Raw genomic sequence first — 25,084 nt, 5'->3', positions numbered from 1 at the left:
AGATACACAGCAGGCCCCTGCCACACAAGCCGCCCAAAGTAGGAGAAACCCGCGCCAGGCGTGCGTCGGCCAACGGGTTTGCCGGAGCGCAACCCCGCCCCTCAAACAACGACCGTCCTTTTCCGGGCGGTCGTCGCAGTTCATTCGCAAGCCGTTGAGAACACGCGAAAAACCTCAACCGGTGTTGCGCAAACCTGCGGCAATACCGGCCACGGACACCAGCAGCGCCTGTTCCAGAGGGCTGTCCTGCGCCGCTTCGCGCTGGCGCGAGCGGGCGAGCAATTCAGCCTGCAACAGATGCAGGGGGTCCAGGTAGGTGTTACGCAGGCGGATGAACTCCAGGGTGTCCGGGCTGTGGGCCAACAGTTGCGACTGGCCGGTCAGGCCAAGCACCACCTCGCAGGCCTGCGACAATAGGTCGCGTAAATGCGCGCCCAATGGCAGCAAGTCAGCCTGCACCAGGCGCTCATCATAGAGCCGGGCGATATCGGCGTCGGCCTTGGCCAGCACCATTTCCAGCATATCGATGCGCGTGCGGAAGAACGGCCACTGTTCGCGCATCTGCCCCAGCAACTCACCCTCGCCGCGCTCCAAGGCCTTGCTCAATGCCGCTTCCCAGCCGAGCCAGGCGGGCAGCATCAAGCGGGTCTGGGTCCAGCCGAAGATCCAGGGAATCGCGCGCAGGCTTTCAATACCGCCGGCGCGCCGCTTGGCCGGGCGGCTGCCCAGCGGCAAGCGGCCCAGCTCCTGTTCGGGTGTGGACTGGCGGAAATACTCGACGAATTGCGGATTTTCCCGCACCACCGCGCGGTAGGCGCTGACACCGTCGGCCGCCAATTCGTCCATCAAATGACGCCAGGCCGGTTCGGGGGGCGGCGGCGGCAACAATGTGGCTTCAAGCACCGCAGCCAGGTAGAGGTTGAGGTTCTGCTCGGCAATGTCCGGCAGGCCGAACTTGAAGCGGATCATCTCGCCTTGTTCGGTGGTGCGAAACCGCCCCGCCACCGAGCCCGGCGGCTGCGACAGGATCGCCGCATGCGCCGGGCCGCCGCCACGGCCGACGGTGCCACCGCGACCGTGGAACAACAGCAACTCCACTTGCTGCTCACGGCAGATGTCCACCAAGCGCTCCTGCGCCCGGTACTGCGCCCAGGCGGCGGCGGTGGTGCCGGCATCCTTGGCCGAGTCCGAATAGCCGATCATCACTTCCTGCGGGCCTTGCAACCGCGCGCGATAGCCCGGCAGCTGCAACAACCGCTCCATCACCGGCCCGGCGTTATCCAGGTCGGCCAGGGTCTCGAACAGCGGCACCACACGCATTGGCCGTTGCACGCCGGACTCTTTAAGCAGCAGTTGCACCGCCAGCACGTCCGAGGCGGCACCGGCCATGGAAATCACATAGGAGCCCAGCGATGCGGCCGGTGCAGCGGCGATTTCCCGACAGGTGTTCAAGACTTCCGCCGTGTCTGCCGACGGCTTGAAATAACCCGGCAGCAGCGGTCGACGATTGTCCAGTTCCTTGCTCAGGAAGTCGATGCGCGCTTCTTCGTCCCAGTCCTCATAACGTCCCAGGCCAAGGTAGTCGGTGATTTCAGTCATGGCCGACGCATGGCGAGTAGAGTCCTGGCGCACGTCCAGGCGTACCAGGAACAGGCCAAAGGTCACGGCGCGGCGCAGGCAATCGAGCAACGGGCCATCGGCGATCACGCCCATGCCGCACTCATGCAGCGACTGATAGCACAGTTGCAACGGACCGAGCAGGTCGCGATTGTCGCGCAACACCTGCTCCGGTGCCGCTGCGGCGCCATTCAACGAGGCATGGGCCCACTGGCGCGTGGCACGCAAACGCTCGCGCAATTGCTTGAGCACCGCACGGTAGGGTTCGACGCTGTCTCCCGCCTGGGCCTGCAACGCCGCGCTGGCCTGTTGCATGGACAACTCGGAGGCGAGTTGATCGATATCGCGCAGGTATAAATCGGCCGCCATCCAGCGCGCCAGCAACAGCACTTCACGGGTGACCGGCGCGGTGACGTTCGGGTTGCCGTCACGGTCGCCGCCCATCCACGAGGCAAACCGAATCGGCGCAGCCTCAAGCGGCAGGCGCAAACCGGTAGCGGCATGCAAGGCCTGGTCGGCCTTGCGCAAATAATTCGGAATGGCCTGCCACAATGAATGCTCAATGACCGCGAAGCCCCATTTGGCTTCATCCACCGGCGTGGGCCGCACGCGGCGGATTTCCTCGGTGTGCCAGGCCTCGGCGATCAATCGTTGCAAACGTTCACGGATTTGCTCACGTTCGGCACGGGTGAGATCACGGTGATCCTGCAGCGCCAGTTGCGCGGCGATCGCATCGTACTTCTGGATCAGGGTACGACGTGCGACTTCGGTGGGGTGGGCAGTGAGCACCAGCTCGATCTCCAGCCTCGCCAATTGGCGGGCCAGGGACTCATCGCTATGGCCTTCGCTTTGCAGGCGCGCCAGCAACTCCGGCAACACGCGGGACTCGAAGGGCGCCGGTTGCGATTCATCGCGCCGGTGAATCAACTGGTACTGCTCGGCAATGTTGGCCAGGTTCAGGAACTGGTTGAAGGCCCGGGCTACGGGCAGCAGTTCCTCTTCCTGCAGCTGGTTCAGGCTCGCGCTGAGCTCATCGCCCGCGCCGCGCCGGTCAGCCTTGGCGCCTTTACGGATCTGCTCGATCTTGTCGAGAAAATCACCGCCGTATTGCTCTCGAATAGTGTTGCCCAACAGTTCACCCAGCAGGTGAACATCCTCACGCAAGCGTGCATCGATATCACTCATCAGCCACTCTCCAGCCAGAAATCCGGGACGCGCAGGGGGTCCAGAGTGCCGTCGGCGCAGGTTTCTGACAAGACACTTTAAACCTTGCCGCTTCCCGCTAGTCTCAACATCAGGTCGCCGCGTTATGCACACTGGCGGCTGGACACTCATTATTGAGGTTGCCATGAAAATTCGAGACCTGCCCCAGCATTGGGAAGAGACCGCCAAGGGTCAACTGACTAAAACCGAATACGCCATTCATCTGGATATGGAGGCCGCCGCGAGACTGGCCGCCCTGGCCGAGATGTACCCCAAGCGTCACGCCGAAGAACTGCTCGGCGAGTTGCTCGGCGCCGCCCTGGAAGAACTGGAAGCCAGCTTCCCTTACGTCAAGGGGCAGCAGGTGATCGCCACCGATGAGGAAGGCGATCCGCTGTATGAGGATGTCGGGCCCACCCCACGATTTCTGACGTTGTCGCGCCGACATCTGCATGATTTGTCAGCCGGTGCTGACGAGCAAAAACACTGATCACGCCTTTACTGAAGTCAATTCAACCCTTGTATTCCGGGCCTTTCAGCGGTCCGGAGTACCGCTGCGCGTTATGAAAGTTCCAATTTTCTGAAGCTGACCAATCAGTCAGATATTTTTTTAGGCAAATCGCCATCTTCGCTGAACTTTTGAAAAAAGCCTCCGGTCACAGCCAGTAAGCCATCACTTGGAACGCTCGTTTGAACTGGCGTCATGTGCTTCACCGCCGGGCCCGCAAACGGCCACCAAGATGGATTTTGATGTTTTTCAGGAGTTATCCAATGGAGTTGAAGACGATGAAGACCAGCACTGCCAAATCCTCGTTTAACCACCTGCGCGGGCTTAAATTGGCCGCGCTGGCAATCGGCACCAGCTTCCTTCTGGCAGGTTGCGCCGGTAACCCGCCGACCGAGCAGTACGCAGTGACCCAGTCTGCGGTCAACAGCGCGGTCAGCGCCGGCGGCACCGAGTTTGCAGCCGTGGAAATGAAGTCGGCCCAGGACAAGCTCAAAGAAGCTGAAATCGCCATGCACGACAAGAACTACGACAAAGCTCGTATGTTGGCTGAGCAAGCCGAGTGGGATGCTCGTGTCGCTGAGCGTAAGGCGCAGGCTGCCAAGGCCGAGCAAGCGGTGAAGGATTCCCAGAAAGCAGTTGATGAGTTGCGTAAGGAAGGCATGCGCCCGGCTGCTATCCAGCAGAAGTAAGCCGCTGCCCCTTGATTGCATCGCACCTGATATCGAATTGAAAGGACGACACGACTATGCGTAAACAATTGATGATCCCTGCCCTGTTGGCGATGAGCGTTGCCTTGGCAGCCTGCTCCACCCCGCCTAACGCGAATCTGGAAAACGCACGGACCAACTTCACGGCCCTGCAAACCAACCCGCAGGCGACCAAGCTCGCGGCGCTGGAAACCAAAGACGCCAGCGAATGGCTGGACAAGGCAGACAAGGCCTACCGCGACAAGGAAGACGAGAAGAAAGTCGACCAACTGGCTTACCTGACCAACCAGCGTGTAGAAGTGGCCAAAGACACCATTTCCCTGCGTGAGTCCGAAGCCAAGCTGAAAAACGCTGGCGACGAACGTGCCCGCGCCCTGCTGGACGCCCGTGACGCGCAGATCAAGCAACTGCAAGACAGCTTGAACGCCAAGCAAACCGATCGTGGCACCCTGGTGACTTTTGGTGACGTGCTGTTCGCCACCAACAAGTCCGACCTCAAATCCAGCGGTCTGGTCAACATCACCAAGCTGGCTCAGTTCCTGCGCGACAACCCGGACCGTAAAGTGATCGTCGAAGGCTACACCGACAGCACCGGTTCCGACTCTTACAACCAGAGCCTGTCCGAGCGTCGTGCAGCTTCCGTACAGCGCGCACTGGCACAGCAAGGCGTGGATATTTCGCGCATCGTGACCCAGGGCTACGGCAAGGAATATCCGGTTGCCGACAACGGCAGCGTCTCCGGCCGTGCGATGAACCGTCGCGTTGAAGTGACCATTTCCAACGACAACCAGCCAGTCAAGCCGCGCTCGTCCGTTGCTAACTGATTGATTGAAGCGGCATAAAAAAACCCACCTTATGGTGGGTTTTTTTTGGGCTCGTCGAACTGGACGGTTCGACCGGTATCTTCAGCTGGCATTTGAATCTGCGGGCCCGCCTGCTTGTCTGCCTGGCTCTCAAGCCTGTTGCGGCGAGCAGCTTCCTGTTCAATCGCCACATGCTGCCTTGCCATGATCAGCATATTTTCCAGCACTGGAATCTTGAATTCCATCCTCGCCTCAAACCGTGTGAGTGACAACGCTTTGTGTGGTATCTGACGAAATAAGGTTCCAGGCATTCCTGCCCAGACCGACGACTGGCCATCCGATGCACGAAAAAAAACCGCCCCTATGGGCGGTTTTCCTCAGGGGCTTGGATCAGCCGCCGATCTGGCCTGCACCTTGATAGTCCGGCTGCTGAATCTGGCCCTGGCCCTGGCCCGCGCTCTGCCCGCCACTTTGATTCTCTTGCGCGCCTTGACCGCCTTCTGCACCCTGAGCGCCCTGCGCGCCGCCCGCCTTCTGCGCGAGCAGCTTCTTCAGCAACTCCTCCAATGCCTTGAGAGGATCTTCCCCACCGGCACCACCATTGCCCTGATTGCCTTGAGAACCTTTCGCTTTAAGGTCCTGGATCTGCTTTTGTACATCTTTAATCTGCTGGTCGAGGCCTTGCGAGCTTCCCTGGCCATTGCCAGCGCCGCCCACACCGCCCATGCCGCCCATGTTTGCGCCGCTCGAGATCCCGTTGATACCTGCCATAAATGCTAACTCCAACCTGTGATTTGATGGACCGATCAGTCTTGCCAATCAGTGCATAATCAGTGGTGGGTGAGTCAGGATGGTTCCGGCCCGCTAAGGGACTGACAGGGGTGAAATCAATAATCTGTAAAGATAAGGGTGGTTTCCCACGGTAGGGAGACAGAATTCACTGCTGCAGCTGCGGAGTTTCTTGCCCCATGCAGCGCACTGCCTGTTTCTTGTTGTTCACCAGCACGCCGCTCAGGCCTTTCTGGTCGGTATCGAACATCACCAGTACGCCATCAACGCACTGCGCCACTTGAGCGGCGGGGGTCAATGAGACTTTGTAATCCTCACCCGGCACGGTCTTGAGCATCGTGAACTCACTGAGCAGCAGCGCATCTTCCGGCTTGGCGAAGTGCAGGTAGCCGTAGTACCACAAACACCCGACCGTACCGATAATGGTGCCGATTCCCGTGAGAATCAGCGGGATCATGTTGCGCTCTTCACTCATTGCGGGCTCTCTGATGGGTCAACCTTGGAAAGGGGGTAATTCGGTATTTCGCCCAGACGCCGCAGGCCGTTGAAATGCTGCGGGTCGTCCAGGTAACGCAGCATGACGGTTTGCCAGGTCTTGTCGGCAAACGTCTGCACATGCCCACCCCGCGTCAGTTGCAGCACCCTGGGCGGTGGCGCCGCTTGATACAGGCGGATGCCATTGGACACGGGCACGATCGGATCATCCAGGCTGTGAAACAGCAGTTTGGGAACGCCCTTGAGCTGGGGCATGGCGTTGATCGCGCTGTCGGCGTCAGGTACCAGCCAGGACAGAGGGACCTGAAACGGCCATGTTAACCAGGATGTGCTCAGGGCAAATTGTCCCACGTCACGATAACTGGCAGGCACACCGTCCAATACCAGGGCCTTGAGCCGGGACTGGCGCTCGGGGTGAGCCGCCAGATAATGCACCGCCAGGGCGCCCCCCAGGCTCTGGCCAAGCACGACCAACGGCTGCCCCTGGGCTTCGGGCGCCTGATCCAGCCAGCTGAAAGCAGCGTCCACGTCCTGATAGATGGCCGGCAATGACGGCTTGCCTTGCGAAAGCCCATACCCGCGATAGTCGAGCAACAGCACCTGGTAGCCCTGCTCCGGCAACCACCAACTGCCGCCCAGATGCCACGCCAGGTTGCCGCCATTGCCGTGCAGGTGCAGCACCGTGCCCTTGAGGGGCACGCCAGGCTTGGCCGGCAGCCACCAGGCGTGCAGTTTCACGCCGTCGGCGGTGGTGAGGGTGACGTCGCGATACGCCAGGTGAGCTTTTTGTGGCGTGAACGACAAGCCGGGCTCCGGGTAGAACAACAGGGAGCTGCAGCCGTTCAATGTGAGTAGCAGGCACAGAATGCCGAGGATTCTCATCCGTTGAGCCTCGTGAGTGAGATGAAATGGGCGGACGTGGGAGATCCCGGGTGAATCGACGTCCGGTCAAAGGATATTGGAATAGTCCGCCTCGATCCGGTCCAGGCTCAAATGGTTGAGGAAGTTGGAAAAGCACATCCAGGCCGCCAGTGCGTTCATGTCGCGAAACTGTTCCGGCAGGTACTTGGGTGGCACTACCAGGCCTTCGTCGACCAGTTGACGCAAGGTGCGCATATCTTCGAGGGTCGTCTTGCCGCAGAACAGCAACGGCACCTGTTCCAGCTTGCCCTTGCGCACGGCCAGCTGGATGTAGTTGTAGACCATGATAAAGCCCTTGAGGTAGGACAGGTCCTTTGTGAACGGCAAGCCGGTCGGCACCGAACCTCGGAACACCCGACTGGCGTTGCCGTAGCTCTCAGCCATTTCAAAGCCTTGCTCGCGGAAGAACTCGAACACCTGCAGGAAGTCGGCGCCCTCCTCCACCATATGGATGGCGCGGGTGCGGTTGGTCAGTTTGCGCAGCCGGCTGGGGTAGGAGGCAAACGTGATGATCTCCATCAGGATCGCCAGGCCTTCCTGGGTCACGGTGGACGAAGGCGGCCCCTTGGACAGGAACGTGCAGATCGGCTGGTTCTGGCCATTGAGGGTGGTGCCCACATGCACCAAGCCTTCGTGCACTTCGAGGGCGCGCACGTCACGGTCGTTGAACATCGCGTCGGCGCGGATCTTGATGTAGTCGGCGCCCGCTGCCGCGTCGGCAACGATGCCATCGGATTCGAATACACGGATGGTCTCTTCGGCCTCGCCGAACACCTTGTTCAAGCGGGTCTGCAGCAGGCTCACCGCATCCTTGGCGGTCAGGGTCTTGGCTTCGTCCTTGAGGTCGCCCCGGCCATCGATGTTGTTCAGGTAGTCCGAAAGCATCAGCCCCAGGTCCGCCAGCGTCGGGTCGCCGGCGTGGAAGGCGTCGGAAGCGGCGCCGTAGAGCTCCTGGGAGATCAGGCCGAAGTCCTCGGTACCACGGGCTTCGAGCATCCGCACGACCATGCGGTACTCTCGGCACATGCGGCGCATGATCTGCCCCACCGGGCTGAACTGGCCGAGGCGGCGGGTAATGTCCCGCTCGATGTTCTGGAACTCCAGCTTGACCGCGCTGGAATCGAACGACAGCGGCCGGTTCAGGTAGTAATCGCGATCCACGGCGGGCATGGCCTTGCCCTTGGCCTTGAGAAAGCCCTGGCGAATGTTCTCGTCCCACTTCACGGCGTCGAGGACGCGGATCGGCGTTTGCGCCAGCACAATGCGATCGGACAAGCTGCGTATCGTCTGCTGGTAATCGTCCACCCGGTGCTTCCTCTTTAAACGTGGCCTTTCTGGTATCAGACTGAAGCCAATACCAGGTGCATGTAACGCTTGAGTATCTCCAGCATTTCGTCACCGGTCAGCGGCTCTGCGCCGCCCAACAGGCCCTGATATTCCATCCGACTGATAATCGCCGTCAACACCTTGGCATCCTGCTGCGGCTCGCGGGAGCCCAATACCTGGAAAAACTGCCCGGTGCCTTGCAGCAGAATCTGTTGGTGGGAGCGTACCAGTTCGGCAAGGCGCGGATTGAGCAAGGCTTCCTGGCGGAAAGCCTGCTCGGCCATCAGGTATTCGCGACGGTTGATCAACTGGCGCTGCACATAGTCAGCGGTCAGCCGCGCAATGTCATCGGCCAGCTGCGAGCGCGACGCCGGACTGCCGTCGCCGTAAGCGACCATCTCGCGCAGCAGGCCTTCGTTGCGCACCCACAGCTTGCCCATGAACGCGGCGCTGCGTTCGACGTATTGGGCGAAGGTGTCGGTGAGCAGGTCATCGATATCCTTGAAGTAGTAAGTGGTGGCCGACAACGGCACACCGGCCTCCGCCGCCACGGCCCGGTGCCGCACGGCACGTACGCCGTCGCGTACCACGATGCGCATGGCCGCATCGAGAATGTCCTGCCGGCGCTGTTCACTCCCCCGGCGGCTGGCCTTGCGGCCCTGGTACTGGACGCTATCGGCCACGGCAGCGGCAACGCCGGCGGCGCCTTCTTGAGCCATTACGCGGTTCACCACATTTCCCTCTTTTAAGTGTGACGCGCAGCGTCACTGGATGCATTCCCACGCAGAGCGTGGGAACGAGCAACCGATCAACAAAACCTGGCGCTGTTTGTTTGACGCGAATTTACGCCACATAAAAAAGCCGCCTTATAAAAGGCGGCTTCGGATTTCGCTACGGTTACGCTTGTGGCCGCATATGCGGGAACAAGATCACATCGCGGATCGACGGCGAGTTGGTCAACAGCATCACCAGCCGGTCGATGCCGATACCTTCACCGGCGGTTGGCGGCATGCCGTATTCCAGGGCCCGTACGAAGTCGGCATCGTAGTGCATGGCTTCGTCATCACCGGCGTCCTTGTCGGCCACCTGGGCCATGAAGCGCTCGGCCTGATCTTCCGCGTCGTTAAGCTCGGAATAGGCATTGGCGATTTCACGGCCGCCAATGAACAATTCGAAACGGTCGGTAACGTTCGGGTTGTCGTCGTTACGACGCGCCAGCGGCGACACTTCGAACGGGTACTGGGTAATGAAGTGCGGCTGTTCCAGCTTGTGCTCCACCAGCTCTTCGAAAATCATCACCTGCAACTTGCCCAAGCCTTCGAAGCCCAGCACTTTGGCGCCGGCCTTCTTGGCGATGGCGCGAGCCTTGTCGATGTCGTTCAGGTCGTCGGCGGTCAGCTCAGGGTTGTACTTGAGGATCGAGTCGAACACCGACAGACGCACGAACGGCTCGCCGAAGTGGAACACTTTGTCGCCGTACGGCACGTCGGTGCTGCCCAGCACCAGCTGCGCCAGCTCGCGGAACAGCTCTTCGGTCAGGTCCATGTTGTCTTCGTAGTCGGCGTAGGCCTGGTAGAACTCCAACATGGTGAATTCAGGGTTGTGCCGCGTCGAGACGCCTTCGTTACGGAAGTTGCGGTTGATCTCGAACACCTTCTCGAAACCGCCGACCACCAGGCGCTTGAGGTACAGCTCCGGCGCGATCCGCAGGAACATTGGCAGGTCCAGCGCATTGTGGTGGGTTTCGAACGGCTTGGCCGCGGCGCCACCAGGGATGGTCTGCAGCATCGGCGTTTCCACTTCCAGGAAGTCACGCTGGGCCAGGAAGCTGCGGATGTGGGCGATGACCTGCGAACGCACGCGGAAGGTCTGGCGCACGTCTTCGTTGACGATCAGGTCAACGTAGCGCTGGCGGTAGCGCTGCTCGGTGTCGGTCAGGCCGTGGTGCTTGTCCGGCAGCGGGCGCAGGGACTTGGTCAGCAGGCGCACGCTGGTCATCTCGACATACAGGTCGCCTTTGCCGGAACGGGCCAGGGTGCCTTCGGCTGCGATGATGTCGCCCATGTCCCAGGTTTTCACCGAGGCCAGGGTTTCTTCGGAAAGGGTCTTGCGGTTGACGTAGACCTGGATGCGCCCGGTCATGTCCTGGATCACCATGAACGAGCCACGGTTGAGCATGATGCGACCCGCCACCTTGACCGGGATCGCCGCTTCTGCCAGCTCTTCCTTGGTCTTGTCCGCGTACTCTTTCTGCAGGGCATCGCAGTAGTTGTCGCGGCGGAAGTCGTTGGGGAAGGCGTTACCCTTGGCGCGCTCGGCAGCAAGCTTTTCCTTGCGCAGGGCGATCAGGGAGTTTTCTTCCTGTTGCAGGGCTTGCGGGTCGAGTTGTTGGTCGCTCATGTCTTAAATTTTCCATCAGGTTCGTTGTCCCCGGCCAGTGGCCGGGGATCGCCTACAATCTTTACAGCCCCGATTTCAGGCTGGCTTCCAGGTATTCGTCGATATCGCCGTCGAGCACCTTGTCGCAGTCGCTGCGTTCAATGTTGGTGCGCAAATCCTTGATCCGCGACGCATCGAGCACATAGGAACGGATCTGGTGTCCCCAACCGATGTCCGACTTGGTGTCTTCCAGCGCCTGGGAAGCGGCATTGCGCTTCTGCATTTCCTGCTCGTACAACTTGGCCCGCAGCATTTTCATGGCGGTGTCCTTGTTGGCGTGCTGGGAGCGCTCATTCTGGCAGCTGACCACGGTGTTGGTCGGTACGTGGGTGATACGCACGGCCGAGTCGGTGGTGTTTACGTGCTGGCCACCGGCACCGGAGGAACGGTAGGTGTCGATGCGCAGGTCGGCCGGGTTGATCTCGATTTCCACCTTGTCGTCGATCTCCGGGGAGACGAACACCGCCGAGAAGGACGTATGGCGACGGTTGCCGGAGTCGAACGGGCTCTTGCGCACCAGGCGGTGCACGCCGATCTCGGTACGCAACCAGCCAAAGGCGTATTCACCCTTGATGTGCACGGTCGCGCCCTTGATACCGGCCACTTCACCGGCGGACAGCTCCATGATGGTCGCGTCGAAACCGCGCTTGTCGGCCCAGCGCAGGTACATGCGCAGCAGGATGTTGGCCCAGTCCTGGGCCTCGGTGCCGCCGGAACCGGCCTGGATATCCAGGTAGGCGTTGTTCGGGTCCATTTCGTGGCTGAACATGCGGCGAAATTCAAGCTTGGCGAGGTTTTCCTCGAGACGGGCCAACTCGGCGACAACATCGCCCACGGCGCTTTCGTCATCTTCCTCGACGGCCATGTCCAGCAGGTCGCGGCAGTCGGCCAGGCCGGTGTTCAGCTCGTCGAGCGTGTCGACGATCTGCGCCAGCGCAGCGCGCTCGCGCCCCAGTTCCTGGGCGTACTCAGGTTTGTTCCAGACACTCGGATCTTCAAGCTCGCGATTGACTTCGGTCAGACGCTCATGCTTTTGATCGTAGTCAAAGATACCCCCGAATAGTTTCGGAGCGCTCGGACAGGTCCTTGATGGTGTTAAGGATCGGGTTGATTTCCATGGCGGGCAGCACTCGTTGGCGAACTTTTGAAAGCCGGCGAGTATAACGGCAAACGCCTGGAAACGGCAGTCCACCCGGCCGAAAAGGCCAAGGTTTGTACACAATCCCAAGACCGATGAAGAGCCAAATGTGGGAGGGGGCTTGCCCCCGATGGCAGTCTGTCAGTCAGATTATTTTTAACTGACATACCGCTATTGGGGGCAAGCCCCCTCCCACAGTTGGCTTTGTGCCGGCCTTGAGTTATTCGATACCCACCTGATTACGCCCATTATGCTTGGCCATATACAGTCCCTTGTCCGCCGCCATGATCAACTGCCGGCAATCGGTGCCCTGTACGGGTGTCAACGTCGACAGGCCAATGCTGACGGTCAGGCTCGAACCTTCCGCCGGCGCGATATGCGGGATTTTCAGAGCGGCCACCGCCATGCGCAGTTTTTCCGCCACCAGCCGCGCACCGCCCGGCGAGGTGTTGGGCAGCACCAGCGCGAACTCTTCGCCGCCATAGCGTGCCGGCAGGTCCGAGGGACGGCTGCTGGCTTCGCGGATGGTATTGGCGACTTTGCGCAAGGCTTCATCACCCTCGACGTGGCCAAAACTGTCGTTGTAGGTCTTGAAGAAGTCCACATCGATCATCAACAAGGAGAGCTGGGTCTGGTCGCGCATGGCTCGGCGCCATTCCAGTTCCAGGTATTCGTCGAAGTGGCGCCGATTGGACAGCCCGGTCAGGCCATCGGAGTTCATCAGCCGTTGCAGCACCAGGTTGGTGTCCAGCAACTGTTGCTGGCTGACCCGCAGCGCACGGTAAGCCGCGTCGCGCTGCAACAGGGTCATGTAGGAGCGCGAGTGATAGCGAATGCGCGCCACCAGTTCGATATTGTCCGGCAGCTTGACCAGGTAATCGTTGGCCCCGGCCGCAAACGCTGCGCTCTTGATCAGCGGGTCTTCCTTGGTGGAAAGCACGATGATCGGGATATTCGCCGTGGCCGGGTGATTGCGGTACTCGCGCACCAGGGTCAGGCCGTCGAGGCCGGGCATGACCAGGTCCTGCAGGATCACGGTCGGCTTGATGCGAATTGCCTGCGCGATCGCCTGGTGCGGGTCGGCGCAAAAGTGGAAATCGATGTTTTCTTCATGGGCCAGGCCGCGCCGCACAGCTTCGCCGATCATGGCCTGGTCGTCGACCAGCAGCACCATGGCGGCGTTTTCGTCGGTCTTGAAGTCGTCAAGTTGTAGATCATTCATGTGCGGTCACCTGAATTACGCCTGCAAACCAGCGCGGCGGGAGATTGTCGATCATGTTGCAAAGACCTCCTGCAATCGCGGCGCAATTCTTTCCAGTGGGCGAATTTCAACAGCGGCGTCAATCGCCGCCGCTGCTTTGGGCATCCCATACACCGCCGAACTCGACTGGTCCTGGGCGATGGTCAAATATCCTTGTTCGCGCATCAACTTAAGGCCCTGGGCGCCGTCGCGCCCCATGCCGGTCAGCAGTACGCCGACGGCGTCACCGATCCAATAGCTGGCGACACTTTCGAAAAACACGTCGATGGACGGCCGGTAAATCTCGTTCACCGGCTCTGCGGTATAGGCTAGCGTGCCATTTTTCAACAAGCGAATATGGTGGTTGGTACCGGCCAGCAAGACCACGCCGCTTTGCGGCGGCTCACCCTCTCGCGCCAAGCGCACCGGCAGGCCGGACGCACTGCTCAACCACTCGGCCATGCCGGCGGCGAACACCTGGTCCACATGCTGGACCAGCACGATGGCGGCGGGAAAGTTGCGGGGCAATCCCTTGAGCAGGACTTCCAGAGCAGCCGGACCGCCCGCTGAAGAACCGATCGCCACCAGGCTCTGGCGTTTGCCGGTGCTGCGCTCGGGCGCGCTTTCGGCGCGCACACGGCTACCGCGCTGGCCGATCAGCCAGCCGATATTGAGGATCTTGCGCAACAACGGCGCTGCCGCATCCCTGGGGTTGCCCACGCCGAGCGCCGGGGTGTCCACCACATCCAGGGCGCCGTGGCCCATGGCTTCGAACACCCGGCTCATATTGGCCTGGCGGTCGACGGTCACCAGCAGAATCGCGCAGGGCGTCTCGGCCATGATCTGCCGCGTGGCCTCCACGCCGTCCATTACCGGCATGATCAAGTCCATCAGGATCAGGTCCGGCAGCCGTTCGGCACAGCGCTGTACCGCTTCCAGGCCATTACTGGCCACCCATACCACCTCGTGCGCGGGTTCCAGGTTCAAGGCGCGCCGCAACGCCTCGACGGCCAGGGGCATGTCATTGACGATCGCAATCCTCATGCCCGGGCGCCCCCGATCAGTTCAACCACGGCGTCGAGCAAGGCATCGTCGTGGAAGCTGGCTTTGGCCAGATAATAGTCGGCGCCGGCGTCAAGGCCTCGGCGTCGGTCTTCTTCCCGATCCTTGTAGGAAACCACCATCACCGGCAACGATTGCAGGCGACTGTCACGGCGCAAGAGTGTGACCAATTCAATACCGTCCATGCGAGGCATATCAATATCAGTGATAAGCAGGTCGAAATCCTCGGAACGCAATGCGTTCCAGCCATCCATGCCATCGACCGCAACGGCCACTTCATAACCGCGATTGAGTAATAACTTGCGTTGCAGCTCACGCACGGTCAGCGAGTCGTCCACCACCAGCACCCGCTTGCGCGGTGCCTCGGTAGCCTGCTGGGTGCGCCGGGCGATGCGTTCCAGGCGGCCGGTGTTGAGCAACTTGTCCACCGAACGCAGCATGTCCTCCACGTCGACGATCAGGACCACAGAGCCATCGTCGAGCAATGCGCCGGCGGAAATATCCTGGACCTTGCCCAGGCGATCATCCAGCGGCAATACCACCAGGGTGCGCTCACCGATAAAGCGCTCCACGGCGATCCCATACACGGCATCGCGCTCGCGTATCACCACCACTTTCAAGGTATCGCCAGGGGTTTGCCCCGGTGGACGCTGCAACAGCTGACTGGCGGCGACCAGGCCGACATGCCGGCCCTCGTGCCAGAAATGCTGGCGACCTTCCAGTTGCACAATGTCCTCGGGCGCCAGGTCGCACATGCGCTCGATGTGCGCCAGCGGGAAGGCGTAGGCCTCCTCACCGACCTCCACCACCAGGCTGCGCACCACCGACAAGGTCAACGGCACCTCAAGATGAAAGCGACTGCCCTGCCCCGCCGTCTGCTCCAGCACCACGGCGCCGCGCAGTTGACGCACCATATGCTGCACCGCATCCAGGCCGACGCCGCGACCGGACACTTCGGTCACCTTGTCGCGCAGGCTGAACCCCGGCAGGAACAGGAACGTGAGCAGTTCTTCCTCGCTCAGGCGCAGCGCGGTTTCCACGGGGGACAGGTGCCGATCGACAATGGTGCCGCGCAGGCGCTCAAGGTCGACGCCGTTACCGTCATCGCTCAACTCCAGCACCAGCAAGCCGGCTTGATGGGACGCGCGCAGGCGAATCAAGCCTTCCGCCGGCTTGCCCGCCAGCAGCCGCTGCTCGGGCATTTCAATGCCGTGGTCGACGGCATTGCGTAATAAATGCGTGAGTGGCGCCTCGAGCTTTTCCAGCACATCGCGGTCGACCTGGGTCTTTTCGCCCTCGATCTCCAGGCGCACTTGCTTGCCCAGGCTGCGGCCGAGGTCACGCACCATGCGCACCTGCCCGGCCAGCACATCGGCAAACGGGCGCATGCGACAGGCCAAGGCGGTGTCGTAAAGCACCTGGGCACGCTGGCCGGCCTGCCAGCCGTACTCATCCAGCTCGGCGTTCTTCTGCGCCAGCAGCGCCTGGGCCTCACTCAACAAGCGGCGGGTATCGGCCAGGGCTTCCTGGGCCTCAAGGTTCAGGTCGATGACCTTGAGGTGGCCCTCCAGGGTATCCAGGGCGCGCAGGCTGTTGCTTTGCAGGCGCTTGAGGCGCTGCAGGCTGGCCAGGTAGGGCTTGAGTCGCTGGGTTTCCACCAACGATTTGCTGGACAGGTCCAACAGGCTGTTCAAGCGTTCGGCCGTGACACGCAGCACGCGCTCACCGCCTTCGGTCATGCGTTTGCCCTGGCGCGGCGGCTCGCTGATGACGGCGGGCGCCGGCTCAGGTTCGGGCGCCGGCGCCGGCGCCTCGATCACCGGCATGGGAGCCGGTTCGGGTTTCGGCGCGACCATGGCGCTGGGTTGCGACGGGTCCAGCAAGCGCTCCATCAGCGCCACATAGGCCTGGATATCCGCCGCCCCTACGTTATTGCCCGGGGTGGCGATGCGCATCAGCAAATCCGTGCCCTGCAGCAACGCGTCGATATGCTCGGGCTGCAGGTACAAGCGCGCTTCCTGGGCGCTGACCAGGCAGTCTTCCATGACATGGGCCACGCTGACGCCGGCATCCACCCCGACAATCCGCGCCGCGCCCTTGAGCGAGTGCGCGGCGCGCATGCAGGCCTCAAGCTGGTCGGCCTGGGTCGGGTTGCGTTCCAGGGCCAGCAGGCCCGCACTGAGCACCTGGGTCTGCGCATCGGCTTCCAGACTGAACAGTTCCAACAGCGAGGCATCGCGCATCTGGTCGGGGGTCATGCGAGGCTCCGGGTCACGGCGGACAACAATTGAGCCTCGTCCAGCCAACGCAGGCTGCGGCCTTTCCACTGCAATACGCCCTGGGTGAAACGCGCGCTGGCCTGGGTACCGGAGGCCGACGCGGCGCTCAAGGTGCGCTCATCGATGGCATGGATGCCATCCACTTCGTCCACCGGCACGACCACCGGGCCATCCTGCGCGGCAATGATCAGCATGCGCGGCATGATGCGCCCGCCGGTGGCGCCGGTATTGGCGCTGTCCAGGCCGAGCAGTTCCACCAGCGACAGGCAGGCCACCAATGCGCCGCGTACGTTGGCCACGCCCAGCAAAGCCCGGGAGCGCTGGTGCGGCAAGGAGTGGATCGGCTGCAGGGGCGCAACTTCCACCAGGCAACGGGTAGCGATGCCCAGCCACTCTTCGCCGAGGCGGAACATCAGCAAGGAACGGGTGGCCACCTGGTCATCGATCTCGCCGCTGGCTTGCGCGGGACGCTCGTCCTGCGCCAGCGCATAGCGGTCGAGCAGGCGCGTGGCCGCGGCCGAATACACCGAGCAGTTACGGCAATGGATGTGCTCCACCAGCAAGGGGCAGGATTTGTCGCCATGGATGCCGATGCGGTTCCAGCAGTCGTCGATGGCTTGGGTGTCGGCCAGGGTCAGGTCCAGGCCAGCGGTATCCAGCGCGTCAGGGCTACTCATCGTTTGGACTCACTGTCAGCTCGCTCGCTACGCGCGGCGCGCGCCTGTAAACGACGCGCCCCCGCACTGTCGCCCTGGGACTCGAGCAACGCGGCCAGGTGCATCAAGGCCTGCGGATGCTGCGGCTCCAGGTATAAGGCTTTACGGTAATACCCTTGGGCTTGGGGGGCGTTGCCGGCTACATCGCTGAGCAAGCCCAGCCAGTAGAACACCTGGGCCACTGGCGGATGGCTGCCCAGATAGCGCTCGCACGCAGCGCGGGCCTCGGCACTCTTGCCCTCATTGGCCAAGGTGGCGATCTGGTTGAGCAGCTCGCCGGCCTCCGTGTGCGGTGCCTTGACCGGCGCCGCCTGGGCGCCGACCGTACTGAACGGGCGCGGTTTGAGCGCAACAGGTGCCGCACTGCGCGGCCTCGTGGGCGCCGGTAGCGGTGCAAACACCGGGGCTGGCGCGACCGACTCCGCGTGCCGGCTGAACGCAAAGGATTGCGGCACGCCAATCGAACGCATGCCATGGCGTCCCAGCAGGCTGCCTTCGGCCGGGCCGATAAACAACACGCCGTCCACGTGGGTCAGTTCCTTGAGCACATCGAAGACTTGCTTCTGGGTGGGCTGATCGAAATAGATCAGCAGGTTGCGACAGAATACAAAATCGTAGCTGGACTCATTGGCCAACAGCGCCGGGTCGAGCAGGTTGCCGACTTGCAGGCGTACTTGCTCGCGCACCCGGTCGGCGATGCGGTAGGCGCCGCCGTCTTCAGTGAAATGCCGGTCGCGAAATTCAAGGTCGGCGCCGCGAAAGGAGTTCTTGCCGTACACACCGCGGCGGGCACGCTCCACGGACAGCGGGCTGACGTCCATCCCTTGCACTTTGAACTGGTGCGGCGCCAGGCCGGCGTCGAGCAGGGCCATGGCAATCGAATAGGGTTCTTCGCCGGTGGAGCACGGCAGGCTGAGAATGCGCAGGGCGCGCATCTGCTTGATCTCGGCCAGGCGTGCATGGGCCAGGCGCGCCAGGGTCGCAAAGGACTCGGGGTAGCGGAAAAACCAGGTCTCGGGAACGATCACCGCTTCGATCAGTGCCTGCTGCTCATCGTGGGAGCTTTGCAGGAGCTGCCAGTAGGCGCCCGCTGTGGGCGCCTGGGACAGTTGGCAACGCTGGCGCACCGCGCGCTCGATGATCGCCTCGCCCACCGACGCGACGTCCAGGCCGATGCGTTCCTTGAGGAAGGCCGAAAAGCGCGGATCACTGCTCATAGGCTCAACTCGCTGGAAAACAGCAACGCACGCACGTCATCGCTCAACAACTCGGCCACGCCGATCCATTGCATCAAGCCCAGCGCATCTTCGCGCACCGGCCCCAGGTAGGGCGCCTGGCGATTGTCCAGGCCATAGGGCTGGAACTCGGCGGGGTCGCAACGCAGGGTGTCGGTGGCCTGCTCCAGAATCAGGCCCAGCCACCGCGCCTGGCTCCCGGCTTGTGGCTGATAATTGACCAGCACCAGCCGCGTACTCGTACGGGCCTGGGCCACGGTGCCAAAGGTCAGGGCGCTCAGGTCGATTACCGGCACCAGCGCGCCGCGATGGGCAAAGATGCCCGCCACCCACACAGGTGCCTGGGCGATGGGTTTGAGCGGCAGGCGCGGCAGCACCTCGACCACTTCGGTGGCCTTGAGGGCAAAGCGCTCAGTGCCGATGTGGAACACCAGGAACAACGCCTTTTTCGCTGCCGGGACGGCGCCGCGTTTAGCCGCGAAGTCGCTCATCAGACTTTGAAACGCGATACGCCGCTGCGCAGACCCACCGCGACCTGGCTCAGTTCATCGATGGCAAAGCTGGCCTGGCGCAGGGACTCGACGGTCTGGCTGCTGGCATCCCCCAACTGCACCAGCGCGTGGTTGATCTGTTCGGCGCCGGTGGCCTGGGCCTGCATACCTTCATTGACCATCAACACCCGCGGCGCGAGGGCCTGCACCTGGTGGATGATTTGCGACAGTTGCTCGCCCACTTGCTGCACCTCGAACATGCCGCGGCGCACTTCCTCGGAGAACTTGTCCATGCCCATCACGCCCGCCGACACCGCCGACTGGATCTCGCGCACCATCTGCTCGATGTCGTACGTCGCGACGGCGGTCTGGTCGGCCAGGCGGCGTACTTCGGTAGCTACCACGGCAAAACCGCGCCCGTACTCACCGGCTTTCTCGGCCTCGATGGCGGCGTTGAGGGACAGCAGGTTGGTCTGGTCAGCCACTTTGACGATGGTCACCACCACCTGATTGATGTTGCCGGCCTTTTCATTGAGGATCGCCAGCTTGGCGTTGACGAGGTCGGCGGCGCCCATCACCGAATGCATGGTTTCTTCCATGCGTGCCAGGCCCTGTTGACCGGACCCGGCGGCGACCGAAGCCTGGTCGGCGGCGGTCGACACTTCGGTCATGGTGCGCACCAGGTCCTTGGAGGTCGCGGCGATTTCACGCGATGTGGCGCCGATTTCAGTGGTGGTGGCGGCGGTTTCGGTGGCCGTGGCCTGTTGCTGCTTGGAGGTGGCGGCAATCTCGGTCACCGAGGTGGTGACCTGCACCGACGAACGCTGCGCCTGGGAGACCAGCGCGGTCAGCTCGGTCATCATGTCGTTGAAGCCGGTTTCGACCATATTGAATTCGTCATTGCGCTCCAGGTTCAGGCGCTTGCTCAGGTCGCCCGTGCGCATGACTTCGAGGATATCGACGATACGTTTCATCGGCGCCATGATTGCGCGCATCAACAGCAGGCCACACAGCGCGGCGGCAAGCACCGCCAGCAGCAGCGAGACGCCCATGCTGATCTTCGCGGCCTCGACCGCGTCATCGATGGCGGCGGTGGCCTCGTCGGCGACCTGCTTGTTCTGTTGGATGATGTCATTGAGCTTCATGCGGCCTGCGACCCAGACGGGCGTCAGTTGCTCGCTGAACAACCTGACCGCCTCGGCGGCGTTGTTGCTCTGCTGAGCCTGGAGCACTTGGGCAAGGATCTGGTTGTAGTTCTGATGCATTTTTTCGAAGGCATCGAACTCGCTGCGGTCCTGGGTGAAATTGATCGTCTGTGCGTAGTCGGCCATGTATTTCTCAAGGCGTGCCTCGAAGGACTTGTAGTCCTGCTTGTCCTCCTCGGAAATGCCCTGGTTTTTGTGGATGCCCACCAATTCCTGGGTCTGCAGGTAGCTGTCGACCCAGGCGCTGCGAATCATCGAACTGAAAAACACGCCAGGCACAGCGTCATCGCGCACGGAGCTCTCGCTGGTTTCGATTTTCAAGAGACGCGAATACGAGAGCACGACCATCAGCAGCATGATCGCGATGATTACCGCAAAGCTCGCCAAAATCCGTTGGCGCAGGGTCCAGTTCTTCACAGTAATTCCTCGCAGATCCATTCAAATGGAGGGGAGTATAGCTGAGCGATGGCGTGTATTAACCAATGGTTTGCGGGGACACTGCAGGTGCCGGCGCCGCCCTTGCGGCAGGCGCCCTGGCGCTTTGAACCAAGCCCGGTTTGAATGTGGGAGCAGGCCCGCTCCCACCTGTGGAAAGGTAGGCGGTTTTATTCGACGTTAAGACGCACCTGTTTCTCCAGCTCCGCCTTCAGGCCCGGCTCCAGCTTCAGCTGGCGCGCCAGTTCGTCCAGGTAGGCCTTCTCCATGAAGTTTTCCTCGTCCACCAGCATCACACTGGCGATGTACATCTCGGCGGCCATTTCCGGAGTACCGGCGGCGCGGGCGACATCGGCCGGGTCGAGGGGTTTGTTCAACTCGGCGTGCAGCCAGGCCTGCAGTTCGCGGTCATTGTCGAGCTTGGTGAACTCGCCTTCGATCAACGCCCGCTCACGCTCATCCACATGCCCGTCAGCCTTGGCGGCAGCGACCAGCGCCTTGAGAATGCCCTGGCTGTGTTGCTCGACCTGGGCCGGCGGCAGACGATCAATGGTTTGCGGCTCGCCCTGGGGCGCGTTGGCTTGCTGCGCCTGCCAGTTGCCGTAGGCTTTGTAGGCAATGACTCCCAACGCGGCCAGGCCTCCGTAGGTCAGGGCCTTGCCGCCGAATTTGCGCGCCTTCTTATTGCCCAGCAGCAAGCCCATGGCACCGGCCGCCAATGCACCACCGCCTGCGCCACCGAGCAGACTGCCAAGCCCGCCACTGCCAAGCAGCCCGCCAAGGGCGCCTTTGTCAGTCGATTGACGCTGGCCGCCAGCCTTGTTCTGCAACATGTCCTGGCCAGACTTGAGCAACTGATCGAGCAATCCACGGGTATTCATTCGTAGCCTCCAGACACTTGGGTTCGTAGGACCAATAGGCCCCCAGCGTAAAACTAAGTGCCAAAAACGCTCTATCTAGAGTGCTTCCAGATGTAACGCCCTGCCCTGGCGTCGGAAATGTCTTGTTGCACAGCGGCGCCATCATGCTGCCATCAATGATTTTTCCTTCACCATCGAACCGCTTAAGCTATCCGGCGTCTGTTTATTGTCCGTTGCGTTTGGCCGAAGGCATGTCCGAACCGTTATTTCTGATCCGTTACGTGCCAGGAACGGCGCGGGATTCGCTCACGACAGGTTGTCTCTATGCACCGCAGGAATTTGCTCAAAGCGTCCATGGCCATTGCGGCCTACACCGGTTTGTCGGCCAGTGGCCTGCTGGCCGCGCAGGCCTGGGCCGGGAACCGTGCCGCCGACGGCAAGGCCGTGGCATTCGATTTCGACACGCTCAAGGCCCAGGCCAAACAGCTCGCCGGCGCCGCCTACAAAGACACCCGGCAGGTGCTGCCGCCCACGCTGGCAACCATGACCCCGCAGAACTTCAACGCCATTGGCTACGACGGCAACCATTCGCTGTGGAAGGAACTGAACGGGCAACTGGACGTGCAGTTTTTCCACGTCGGCATGGGCTTCAAGACGCCGGTGCGCATGCACAGTGTGGACCCCAAGACCCGCGAGGCCCGCGAAGTGCATTTTCGCCCTTCGCTGTTCAACTATGAAAAAACCACGGTTGACACCAAACAGCTGACCGGCGATCTGGGCTTCTCCGGGTTCAAACTGTTCAAGGCACCGGAGCTAGACCGCCATGATGTGCTGTCGTTTCTGGGTGCCAGCTACTTCCGCGCCGTCGACTCCACCGGCCAGTACGGCCTGTCGGCGCGCGGCCTGGCGATCGACACCTACGCGAAAAAACGCGAGGAGTTCCCCGACTTCACCCAGTTCTGGTTCGAAACCCCGGACAAGGACGCCACCCGTTTCGTGGTCTACGCCCTGCTCGATTCCCCCAGCGCGACCGGCGCCTATCGCTTCGATATCGACTGCCAGGCCAATCAAGTGGTGATGGCGATCGATGCCCATATCAATGCGCGCACCGCCATCGAACAATTGGGTATTGCGGCCATGACCAGCATGTTCAGTTGCGGAACCCACGAACGCCGGATGTGCGACACCATCCACCCGCAAATCCACGACTCGGACCGCCTGGCCATGTGGCGCGGCAACGGTGAGTGGATTTGCCGTCCGCTGAACAACCCGGCCAAGCTGCAGTTCAACGCCTTCGCCGACACCAACCCGAAAGGCTTCGGCCTGGTGCAGACCGACCACGAGTTCGCCAGCTATCAGGACACCGTGGACTGGTACAGCAAGCGCCCCAGCCTATGGGTAGAACCCACCACCGCCTGGGGCGAAGGCTCGATCGACTTGCTGGAGATCCCCACTACCGGCGAGACCCTGGATAATATCGTGGCCTTCTGGACCCCGAAAAAACCGGTGGCGGCCGGCGATTCGCTCAACTACGGCTACAAACTCTACTGGAGCGCCCTGCCGCCGGTGAGCACGCCGCTGGCCCAGGTCGACGCGACCCGTTCGGGCATGGGCGGATTTACCGAAGGATGGGCCCCTGGCGAGCATTACCCTGAAGTATGGGCACGCCGCTTTGCGGTGGACTTCAAGGGCGGCGGTCTGGACCGTTTGCCAGCCGGCACGGGCATTGAACCGGTGGTCACCTGCTCTCACGGCGAGGTGAAGGACTTCAGCGTACTGGTGCTCGACAACATCAAGGGCTATCGCATCCTGTTCGACTGGTACCCCACCAGTGACAGCGTGGAGCCTGTGGAGCTGCGCCTGTTTATCCGCACCCAGGACCGCACTTTGAGTGAAACCTGGCTGTATCAGTACTTCCCGCCCGAGCCGGGCAAACGTAAATACACATGACACAATGATCCATACGGTGGGAGCAGCGTGCTCCCACACTTTATCCAGCGGTCATTCAGAACCGCGTCACGCTTTTCATCGCCCCAATCAAATACCGCATCGCAACCTGATCGCTCTCGGTCAGGGCGCGATAATGCGCCAACAGCTCGACTTCATCCGAACTCAACCTGCGGCCACGCAAGGACATCCCGCGGGTCAGAAAAGCCGCCACCACACCCGCTACACCATAGGACTTGGCCATGGACTGTTTCTCCTGATATCGATCCAATACTCCTGCCGCCCACTCCCTGCGTGCCTTGAAGCATCCTGCCTTCATGGGCGAACCGACTGACTTCCTAGGCCGAAAATCAGGCTTACCTTAAGCGTAGAAACAATCTGGTTACATGTGGGATTTTTTTAGAGTATTCACTTAAATAATTATCTCGGTAATAAATACCTACAACCGATTCTTACACTTTCGAAGTGTCAATCAGTTCAACCTCCACCAAAACCACGAGCAAAAAAAACCCACCGAGTGAGGGTGGGTTCTGTGGGCATACGCTAACGGATCAATCCCTGAGATCCGATTCATGAATCGGCTGGTCGCGGTGCGTCGCCCGCTGATATTGCGCCGGCCAGGTCGCCTTGCGCCCGCCCAGGTCATCGTCGGCGTGCAGCGGCCAGTACGGGTCGCGCAACAGCTCGCGGGCCAGGAAGATGATATCGGCCTGGCAGGTGCGCAGGATGTGTTCGGCCTGGGCCGGTTCGGTGATCATGCCGACCGTACCGGTGGCGATGCCCGACTCTTTGCGCACCCGCTCGGCAAAGCGCGTCTGGTAACCGGGGCCGGTGGGGATTTCGGCATTGGCGGCGGTGCCACCGGAGGACACGTCGATCAAGTCCACACCGAGGTCTTTCAAGCGGCGCGCCAGCTCCACGGTTTCATCGGGGTTCCAGCCGTCTTCCACCCAGTCGGTGGCGGACACACGCACAAACAGCGGCAAATCCTGGGGCCATACTTCGCGCACCGCGCGGGTCACTTCCAGGACCAGGCGGATGCGGTTTTCAAAAGAACCGCCGTACTGGTCCTGGCGCTGGTTACTGATGGGCGACAGGAACTGATGCAGCAGGTAACCATGGGCAGCGTGGATCTCCACCACTTCAAAGCCGGCGGTCAAGGCACGCTTGGCGGCGGCGACAAAATCCGCGATCACTTGGCGGATCTGCGCTTCATCCAGCGGTTTGGGTTGCGTGTGCTGAGGGTCGAATGCGATGGGCGACGGGCCTACGGGCACCCAGCCCCCCTCTTCTGGCTTGACGCTGCCATGCTTGCCGATCCAGGGCCGATAGGTGCTGGCCTTGCGCCCGGCGTGCGCCAACTGAATACCGGCCACCGCGCCTTGCGCAGCAATGAAGCGCGTAATGCGTTGCAACGGTTCGATCTGTTCGTCTTTCCACAGACCCAGGTCCTGGGCAGTGATGCGGCCATCGGCGGTCACGGCGGTGGCTTCGGTAAAGATCAGCCCGGCACCACCGACGGCGCGACTGCCCAGATGCACCAGGTGCCAGTCGTTGGCCAGGCCATCCTCGCTTGAGTACTGGCACATCGGTGATACCGCGATGCGGTTCAGCAGGGTGAGTTGACGCAGGGTATAGGGTTCGAGCAGCTGACTCATGGCGCACCTC

23 protein-coding genes are annotated in these 25,084 nt (G+C 61.7%); 4 read left to right on the top strand and 19 right to left on the bottom strand.

The window, feature by feature from the left end:
• Positions 1-174: 174 nt before the first annotated feature.
• Positions 175-2,802 (bottom strand): phosphoenolpyruvate carboxylase, encoded by a 2,628-nt coding sequence (gene ppc / locus BOP93_RS06125; RefSeq protein ID WP_104501914.1) that lies wholly within the window; start codon positions 2,800-2,802, stop codon positions 175-177.
• Positions 2,803-2,965: 163 nt separating this feature from the next.
• On the opposite strand from ppc, the gene BOP93_RS06120 reads away from it, so the two are divergent.
• The 3 genes from BOP93_RS06120 (at position 2,966) to BOP93_RS06110 (ending at position 4,859) form a co-directional block, all read left to right on the top strand.
• A complete protein-coding gene (locus tag BOP93_RS06120; protein WP_104501913.1) occupies positions 2,966-3,310 on the top strand; it encodes a pilin assembly protein in 345 nt (114 codons plus the stop codon).
• Between the two features lie 281 nt (positions 3,311-3,591).
• Positions 3,592-4,017: a DUF4398 domain-containing protein gene (locus BOP93_RS06115; RefSeq protein ID WP_057723235.1), complete on the top strand. Its 426-nt coding sequence runs from the start codon at positions 3,592-3,594 to the stop codon at positions 4,015-4,017.
• Between the two features lie 56 nt (positions 4,018-4,073).
• Positions 4,074-4,859: an OmpA family protein gene (locus BOP93_RS06110; RefSeq protein ID WP_104501912.1), complete on the top strand. Its 786-nt coding sequence runs from the start codon at positions 4,074-4,076 to the stop codon at positions 4,857-4,859.
• Positions 4,860-4,888: 29 nt separating this feature from the next.
• Here BOP93_RS06110 and BOP93_RS06105 read toward each other — a convergent pair whose 3' ends face one another.
• The 16 genes from BOP93_RS06105 to BOP93_RS06030 form a co-directional block, all read right to left on the bottom strand.
• Entirely contained in the window at positions 4,889-5,083 is a 195-nt protein-coding gene (locus BOP93_RS06105; RefSeq protein WP_065886055.1) for a hypothetical protein, read from the bottom strand.
• 145 nt (positions 5,084-5,228) lie between these two features.
• Positions 5,229-5,609: a hypothetical protein gene (locus BOP93_RS06100; RefSeq protein ID WP_205885794.1), complete on the bottom strand. Its 381-nt coding sequence runs from the start codon at positions 5,607-5,609 to the stop codon at positions 5,229-5,231.
• 166 nt (positions 5,610-5,775) lie between these two features.
• Positions 5,776-6,102 carry a hypothetical protein gene (locus BOP93_RS06095; RefSeq protein ID WP_104501911.1) on the bottom strand — a complete coding sequence of 109 codons (327 nt, stop codon included), beginning with the start codon at positions 6,100-6,102 and terminating at the stop codon, positions 5,776-5,778.
• Positions 6,099-7,004 carry an alpha/beta hydrolase gene (locus BOP93_RS06090; protein WP_104501910.1) on the bottom strand — a complete coding sequence of 302 codons (906 nt, stop codon included), beginning with the start codon at positions 7,002-7,004 and terminating at the stop codon, positions 6,099-6,101. Before BOP93_RS06090 ends, BOP93_RS06095 begins: the two co-directional genes overlap by 4 nt.
• Before the next feature lie 66 nt (positions 7,005-7,070).
• Complete coding sequence (locus tag BOP93_RS06085) at positions 7,071-8,348, bottom strand: flavohemoglobin expression-modulating QEGLA motif protein (protein ID WP_005785511.1); 1,278 nt, start codon at positions 8,346-8,348, stop codon at positions 7,071-7,073.
• Between the two features lie 35 nt (positions 8,349-8,383).
• A complete protein-coding gene (locus BOP93_RS06080; RefSeq protein WP_104505244.1) occupies positions 8,384-9,100 on the bottom strand; it encodes a TetR/AcrR family transcriptional regulator in 717 nt (238 codons plus the stop codon).
• Positions 9,101-9,266: 166 nt separating this feature from the next.
• On the bottom strand, positions 9,267-10,769 hold the full coding sequence (gene lysS / locus BOP93_RS06075) for a lysine--tRNA ligase (protein WP_104501909.1): 1,503 nt from the start codon (positions 10,767-10,769) through the stop codon (positions 9,267-9,269).
• A gap of 61 nt (positions 10,770-10,830) precedes the next feature.
• Positions 10,831-11,926, bottom strand: a protein-coding gene (gene prfB / locus BOP93_RS06070) for a peptide chain release factor 2 (protein ID WP_104501908.1) whose coding sequence is annotated in 2 segments (ribosomal slippage) — positions 10,831-11,853 and positions 11,855-11,926 — 1,095 coding nt in all. Because the reading frame shifts where the segments join, the coding sequence is not laid out codon by codon here.
• A gap of 240 nt (positions 11,927-12,166) precedes the next feature.
• The gene (locus BOP93_RS06065) at positions 12,167-13,168 is read right to left on the bottom strand and encodes a response regulator (RefSeq protein WP_104501907.1); all 1,002 of its coding nucleotides are present in this window, start codon (positions 13,166-13,168) and stop codon (positions 12,167-12,169) included.
• Positions 13,169-13,219: 51 nt separating this feature from the next.
• Positions 13,220-14,230, bottom strand: a complete 1,011-nt coding sequence (locus tag BOP93_RS06060; RefSeq protein ID WP_104501906.1) for a chemotaxis response regulator protein-glutamate methylesterase — start codon at positions 14,228-14,230, stop codon at positions 13,220-13,222.
• Positions 14,227-16,506 (bottom strand): hybrid sensor histidine kinase/response regulator, encoded by a 2,280-nt coding sequence (locus tag BOP93_RS06055; RefSeq protein ID WP_104501905.1) that lies wholly within the window; start codon positions 16,504-16,506, stop codon positions 14,227-14,229. Before BOP93_RS06055 ends, BOP93_RS06060 begins: the two co-directional genes overlap by 4 nt.
• A complete protein-coding gene (locus BOP93_RS06050; protein WP_104501904.1) occupies positions 16,503-17,204 on the bottom strand; it encodes a chemotaxis protein CheW in 702 nt (233 codons plus the stop codon). Before BOP93_RS06050 ends, BOP93_RS06055 begins: the two co-directional genes overlap by 4 nt.
• Positions 17,201-18,460 carry a CheR family methyltransferase gene (locus tag BOP93_RS06045; protein ID WP_104501903.1) on the bottom strand — a complete coding sequence of 420 codons (1,260 nt, stop codon included), beginning with the start codon at positions 18,458-18,460 and terminating at the stop codon, positions 17,201-17,203. Before BOP93_RS06045 ends, BOP93_RS06050 begins: the two co-directional genes overlap by 4 nt.
• Positions 18,457-18,969, bottom strand: a complete 513-nt coding sequence (locus BOP93_RS06040; protein WP_104501902.1) for a chemotaxis protein CheW — start codon at positions 18,967-18,969, stop codon at positions 18,457-18,459. The genes BOP93_RS06045 and BOP93_RS06040 overlap by 4 nt, the downstream gene beginning before the upstream one ends.
• A complete protein-coding gene (locus BOP93_RS06035) occupies positions 18,969-20,591 on the bottom strand; it encodes a methyl-accepting chemotaxis protein (RefSeq protein WP_065891941.1) in 1,623 nt (540 codons plus the stop codon). Before BOP93_RS06035 ends, BOP93_RS06040 begins: the two co-directional genes overlap by 1 nt.
• Before the next feature lie 188 nt (positions 20,592-20,779).
• The gene (locus BOP93_RS06030) at positions 20,780-21,490 is read right to left on the bottom strand and encodes a tellurite resistance TerB family protein (RefSeq protein ID WP_104501901.1); all 711 of its coding nucleotides are present in this window, start codon (positions 21,488-21,490) and stop codon (positions 20,780-20,782) included.
• Between the two features lie 303 nt (positions 21,491-21,793).
• Between BOP93_RS06030 and BOP93_RS06025 the strand changes: the two genes are divergently transcribed.
• Complete coding sequence (locus BOP93_RS06025; protein WP_065934545.1) at positions 21,794-23,419, top strand: glucan biosynthesis protein D; 1,626 nt, start codon at positions 21,794-21,796, stop codon at positions 23,417-23,419.
• Between the two features lie 55 nt (positions 23,420-23,474).
• Here BOP93_RS06025 and BOP93_RS06020 read toward each other — a convergent pair whose 3' ends face one another.
• Both BOP93_RS06020 and BOP93_RS06015 read right to left on the bottom strand, forming a co-directional pair.
• Positions 23,475-23,660, bottom strand: coding sequence for a hypothetical protein (locus tag BOP93_RS06020; RefSeq protein WP_104501900.1), 186 nt, complete (start codon positions 23,658-23,660; stop codon positions 23,475-23,477).
• Between the two features lie 307 nt (positions 23,661-23,967).
• Positions 23,968-25,074, bottom strand: a complete 1,107-nt coding sequence (locus BOP93_RS06015; protein WP_104501899.1) for an NADH:flavin oxidoreductase/NADH oxidase — start codon at positions 25,072-25,074, stop codon at positions 23,968-23,970.
• Between the last annotated feature and the right edge of the window lie 10 nt (positions 25,075-25,084).

Origin of the sequence: Pseudomonas orientalis (assembly GCF_002934065.1) — a bacterium.
GTDB classification, from domain to species: domain Bacteria; phylum Pseudomonadota; class Gammaproteobacteria; order Pseudomonadales; family Pseudomonadaceae; genus Aquipseudomonas; species Aquipseudomonas orientalis_A.
This window is presented reverse-complemented; position numbering and strand designations above follow the sequence as displayed.

What these genes read in the sequence shown, in the direction of transcription:
- ppc (WP_104501914.1), bottom strand. Translation starts at nt 2,802, where the DNA reads ATGAGTGATATCGATGCACGCTTGCGTGAGGATGTTCACCTGCTGGGT.
- BOP93_RS06120 (WP_104501913.1), top strand. Translation starts at nt 2,966, where the DNA reads ATGAAAATTCGAGACCTGCCCCAGCATTGGGAAGAGACCGCCAAGGGT.
- BOP93_RS06115 (WP_057723235.1), top strand. Translation starts at nt 3,592, where the DNA reads ATGGAGTTGAAGACGATGAAGACCAGCACTGCCAAATCCTCGTTTAAC.
- BOP93_RS06110 (WP_104501912.1), top strand. Translation starts at nt 4,074, where the DNA reads ATGCGTAAACAATTGATGATCCCTGCCCTGTTGGCGATGAGCGTTGCC.
- BOP93_RS06105 (WP_065886055.1), bottom strand. Translation starts at nt 5,083, where the DNA reads ATGGAATTCAAGATTCCAGTGCTGGAAAATATGCTGATCATGGCAAGG.
- BOP93_RS06100 (WP_205885794.1), bottom strand. Translation starts at nt 5,609, where the DNA reads ATGGCAGGTATCAACGGGATCTCGAGCGGCGCAAACATGGGCGGCATG.
- BOP93_RS06095 (WP_104501911.1), bottom strand. Translation starts at nt 6,102, where the DNA reads ATGAGTGAAGAGCGCAACATGATCCCGCTGATTCTCACGGGAATCGGC.
- BOP93_RS06090 (WP_104501910.1), bottom strand. Translation starts at nt 7,004, where the DNA reads ATGAGAATCCTCGGCATTCTGTGCCTGCTACTCACATTGAACGGCTGC.
- lysS (WP_104501909.1), bottom strand. Translation starts at nt 10,769, where the DNA reads ATGAGCGACCAACAACTCGACCCGCAAGCCCTGCAACAGGAAGAAAAC.
- BOP93_RS06065 (WP_104501907.1), bottom strand. Translation starts at nt 13,168, where the DNA reads ATGAATGATCTACAACTTGACGACTTCAAGACCGACGAAAACGCCGCC.
- BOP93_RS06060 (WP_104501906.1), bottom strand. Translation starts at nt 14,230, where the DNA reads ATGAGGATTGCGATCGTCAATGACATGCCCCTGGCCGTCGAGGCGTTG.
- BOP93_RS06055 (WP_104501905.1), bottom strand. Translation starts at nt 16,506, where the DNA reads ATGACCCCCGACCAGATGCGCGATGCCTCGCTGTTGGAACTGTTCAGT.
- BOP93_RS06050 (WP_104501904.1), bottom strand. Translation starts at nt 17,204, where the DNA reads ATGAGTAGCCCTGACGCGCTGGATACCGCTGGCCTGGACCTGACCCTG.
- BOP93_RS06045 (WP_104501903.1), bottom strand. Translation starts at nt 18,460, where the DNA reads ATGAGCAGTGATCCGCGCTTTTCGGCCTTCCTCAAGGAACGCATCGGC.
- BOP93_RS06040 (WP_104501902.1), bottom strand. Translation starts at nt 18,969, where the DNA reads ATGAGCGACTTCGCGGCTAAACGCGGCGCCGTCCCGGCAGCGAAAAAG.
- BOP93_RS06030 (WP_104501901.1), bottom strand. Translation starts at nt 21,490, where the DNA reads ATGAATACCCGTGGATTGCTCGATCAGTTGCTCAAGTCTGGCCAGGAC.
- BOP93_RS06025 (WP_065934545.1), top strand. Translation starts at nt 21,794, where the DNA reads ATGCACCGCAGGAATTTGCTCAAAGCGTCCATGGCCATTGCGGCCTAC.
- BOP93_RS06020 (WP_104501900.1), bottom strand. Translation starts at nt 23,660, where the DNA reads ATGGCCAAGTCCTATGGTGTAGCGGGTGTGGTGGCGGCTTTTCTGACC.
- BOP93_RS06015 (WP_104501899.1), bottom strand. Translation starts at nt 25,074, where the DNA reads ATGAGTCAGCTGCTCGAACCCTATACCCTGCGTCAACTCACCCTGCTG.